Origin of the sequence: Hymenobacter crusticola, assembly GCF_002154225.1 — a bacterium.
GTDB lineage: Bacteria > Bacteroidota > Bacteroidia > Cytophagales > Hymenobacteraceae > Hymenobacter > Hymenobacter crusticola.
Genome location: NZ_MTSE01000078.1, coordinates 1 through 3,723, shown reverse-complemented (window position 1 = coordinate 3,723; position 3,723 = coordinate 1). Strand labels below are relative to the sequence as shown.

The following is a 3,723-nucleotide window of genomic DNA, read 5'->3' as shown; positions in this document are numbered from 1 at the left end:
GACTCCAACCTTACCCTCAAGGAGTTCACTCGATTAGTCAACACTGACTTCAACCAAGCCCTGCAACTGTTCTTAAAAGGGTTGAACGCGGGTGGTAAGACGACGACGGATCTCAGCCGGTTACTTGGCACGTTGAAGTTAAGCAGTGGGGAAGCTAAGAACGTTATTGTTACCCTTGCGCAGAACACCCAACTATTCGCGGACCGGCAACGCATAGCTAACGAACAGTTAGCGAACGGCACCTCGTTGGCAGCCGAAGCTTCTATAAAGAACAACAACCTCGCAGCCGACTATGACAAATTGAAAAACTCCCTTACAAACCTAACGACCAACAGTGGCTTAGGAGCCTTGTTCCAAGAATTGATTGGGGAAACAGCAGAGCGTATTGCGTTCTTGGCTAGTGGGTTTCGAAAGTTGGGAGATGGGATTGCCTATCTAAGAGAAAAACTTGGTCTTGTAGAAAAGCAACAAGGCGACTATACTACCGCTATTGTCGCAAATACCAACAAGCTTAAAGAGCAATCTTCGGCCACGCAAAAGCTACTCGATAGCTATACCGCCCTATCTGCTACCACCAAGCGCAGTGCGGCCCAAGAACTCGAACTAGCCGAAACCCGGAACAAGCTGATTGTACAGTTTGGCACGGCAGAAGCGGCGATCATTCAAAAACAGATCGATTCCCAAAAACAGCGGGTTTCAAACAATAGAACACGGTTGGAAACGGATGTAAAAACGTACGATGCTTACATCCGCAGCACGCAGACGCGCACCGCCCAACTTCAGGAGGATGCCAATAAAGCCCAGCTAGCGTTTAAAACGCGCTTCAACCTCACCCCTGAAGGACAAAAGAATGTCCAAGATGCAGCGGCTAACAATGCCTTATTAAACTCATTGAATGGGCGCAACTTCCCCAAAGAACAAATTGATGCGGCTAGAGAGCTCAACCGGATCCAGGGCTTACTAGCAGCTAGTACCAAGCAACTCGCACAGGAGCAATTAAAGCGAAGCCAAGCCCTAGCAGCCCTTAAAAAGCTCTCAGATGCTCCGGTAAAGCCCCCGGTAGCTGACGCGGGAACGGATACTCCTGATGCAGAAACTGACGCGCTTAACAAGGCTACCAAGGCGCGGGCGCTTGCGCGAAAGCAAGATCTCGAAAACCAGTTAGCCTATCAAAAAGCAGTTGTCGATGACACGAAGAAATTCCAAGCCGAACAAGCCAAGCTATTCGACGATCAACAAATAACACCTGGTATTTACGAAGAGCGCGTACGCGGCACGCAAGACACCATAAACGACGCCATACGGGAAGGCGGACGCATCCGCCTTGAGATTGCTCAGCAGGAGCGACTAGCCGCTGATGCGGATGCCCGCGAAGGGCTTGAGCGGGTACTGAGTAACGAAAAGAAGTCCTACGCAGAACGCCAAGACGCCCAAGGGGAATACTTTGCGAAGGTTGACCAAGATATGCGAGCCTTTAAAGGCAAGGTCTTTCAGATCAACCGGGATATTCAAGAGCAACTAAAATTAGAGCCGATTGAGTTCAAAGTAGTAGGGATTGATACCAAACAATTCTTGAAAGGGCAGGATGATATTGCCACCTCCAGTGACAAAACCATCCAACGCCTGAATGATAACATTAAGAAGTTCAACGATAAGAACGACGCCCAACGCGAGATCGACCGCAAGAATCAAGAAGACGACGAACAGCGGCGGCAGGATTTGATTGGACGCAGTGTTGACTTCGCCATTGAAGCCGAGCAAGCTTTCTTCTCTATTCGTCAGCAGTACGACCAAAAACGCATTCAAGACCTGGAAGAAGCTAAAGAACGGGAAGTAAGCATCGCCGGGGATAACGCCGAACTACGCTCGCAGATCGAAGCAGACTTTGACAAGAAAATCCGGGCGGCCAAAAAGAAAGCCGCCAAGGACGATCAGCAAGCTGCTATCTTCCAAATCCTGATTAACACGGCTATCTCGGTCGCGAAAACCTTAGCGTTTTATGGCTTCACGCCGGCCGCTATCCCGTTCGTGGCCCTGGCCGCGGGAAGTGGATTACTCCAACTAGCCGCCGTGAAAGCCGCCCCTCTTCCCCAATATTTCAAGGGACGGAAAGACGGCCCGTCGGAATGGGCGCAAGTAGCCGAACGCGGTCCGGAGTTAATTACGGGCAAGTCCGGAGGGGCTCGATTAGTGGAGAAACCTTCGATTACTTACTTACAGCAGGGAGACGAGGTGCACACGGCCGAACGAACGCGCGAAATCCTGCGCACGGCTGAACGACACCAGACGTCTCCGTTCGCCGTAATGGTTTCGTTTCAACAAGCCACCGCAGTGTTGCAAAGCAAAAACAGCCCCTTGGCCGGACTGGATGCCAAGCAGCTAGAAGACCTGATGAAGCGAGCCTCCATTGCGGGAGCGGAGAAAGTGGTACAGGCTCTAAAAAACCAAAAGAGTAAGACGTGGGATATCAGCCCACAAGGAGTGGTCGAGATAACCAAACAAGCCGGTAACCTCACCCGTGAGATGAAAGGCCGCCTCACCAAGCTAGGGCTGAAAGGTTAGCTGTAGCGTTGAAAGGTAGTGTTGCCTCGCGAATTGACATGCTGATAGTCACCGTGTGGGGCAAGCCCGTGGGCGAGAGCTTATACACGGACTTTCGCCGGGCCCGCGGCGGCGTGGTCTGGTACTCCCAGCTCGACCCAGCCTTCCAAGAGCAGGTCCTGGAACACGCAGCCTTCCGTTTCTGAGAGGGTCCCGCGGATGTGGCCTTACGCGGTCCAGCAGTTGAGCGAGTTCTTCGTGCCGACCGAGCTTTCTTAGCCGGGGCGGTTGGGGTATTGTGCGTTTTCCAATCAACCGCTCGCCTGCCTTTCCAAGGCAGCCGCGATACCCGCAGCGGAAGTAGCCGAAGCCATGCGCAAGCGTACGGCGAAGCGGAGTATTTCCGTGAACGCCTGTACCCTACCTACGTGACATGGCTACTGGGCGGATCGGCTAGCTACGCACTCACTATACAGATTACCAGCAGGCTGACAACTTCTACGCCCTTTACTTGGCGCGTTCTCTGTGGGCGGCAAGGCGTGGGCTTGAATACGTTATGTACTGTCAAGCGTGCGTGGGTTGCTGCCTATGAATCTAGCGTAAGATTTTGGCCAGCAACCGGTAACCTTACTTGTAAACTCAACACTAGATTCGTATCATTAAGGTATTAATCCAAAACGTTACTCTAGATAGCACCTGTTCTATTCGGCTCCGATCATCGCGATGATTCAGGCCACTATTACCAGTGCTACTGTTATGACTAGTGATGCTACCTGTTCAACACAATTACCGCCTGGTGCATAAGGGATGCGCCATTTATCTGCTGTTTCGCCTCAATGAGCAGCAGCAGCCCAAGACGACGTTTTACATTTTTAATGGCCATGCCCGAGTCTTAGTGCACGGGTTTTACTACGATCTAGGGTACCAGCAGCAAGCGGAAGCGATACTGCGGTCTTGGGTAGAGGCCTACTGCCGTGCCAACGGGCAAAATACTTAATCCCGTTCTGCCCAACGTGCTAGCGGAGGAACCGTACGAGCTGGTACTGGATTGCTGTAAGGTCTTTTAGCTTGGCAAGCCTCTGGCGCACGAATAGGACCATGAAGCACCAGCTATAGCGGAGCCTAGTGAAATTCTGTAGTACTTGCGGCCTTCTTCCTTTTTTGTTCCGGTTGAGGGCTCCT

The 3,723-nt window shown here is 51.9% G+C and carries 3 protein-coding genes; all 3 read left to right on the top strand.

Going from position 1 to position 3,723, the window contains the following annotated elements:
- A partial coding sequence (locus tag BXP70_RS30150; RefSeq protein WP_086597578.1) for a coiled-coil domain-containing protein occupies positions 1-2,562 on the top strand: 2,562 nt, incomplete at its 5' end.
- A 38-nt stretch (positions 2,563-2,600) separates the two neighbouring features.
- Positions 2,601-2,747, top strand: coding sequence for a hypothetical protein (locus BXP70_RS30145; protein ID WP_179197897.1), 147 nt, complete (start codon positions 2,601-2,603; stop codon positions 2,745-2,747).
- Between the two features lie 560 nt (positions 2,748-3,307).
- Entirely contained in the window at positions 3,308-3,538 is a 231-nt protein-coding gene (locus tag BXP70_RS28810; RefSeq protein ID WP_086597577.1) for a hypothetical protein, read from the top strand.
- The last annotated feature ends 185 nt before the right edge of the window (positions 3,539-3,723 follow it).

Coding starts and splice junctions, on each gene's coding strand:
- BXP70_RS30145 (WP_179197897.1), top strand. CDS start 2,601: ATGCTGATAGTCACCGTGTGGGGCAAGCCCGTGGGCGAGAGCTTATAC.
- BXP70_RS28810 (WP_086597577.1), top strand. CDS start 3,308: ATGCTACCTGTTCAACACAATTACCGCCTGGTGCATAAGGGATGCGCC.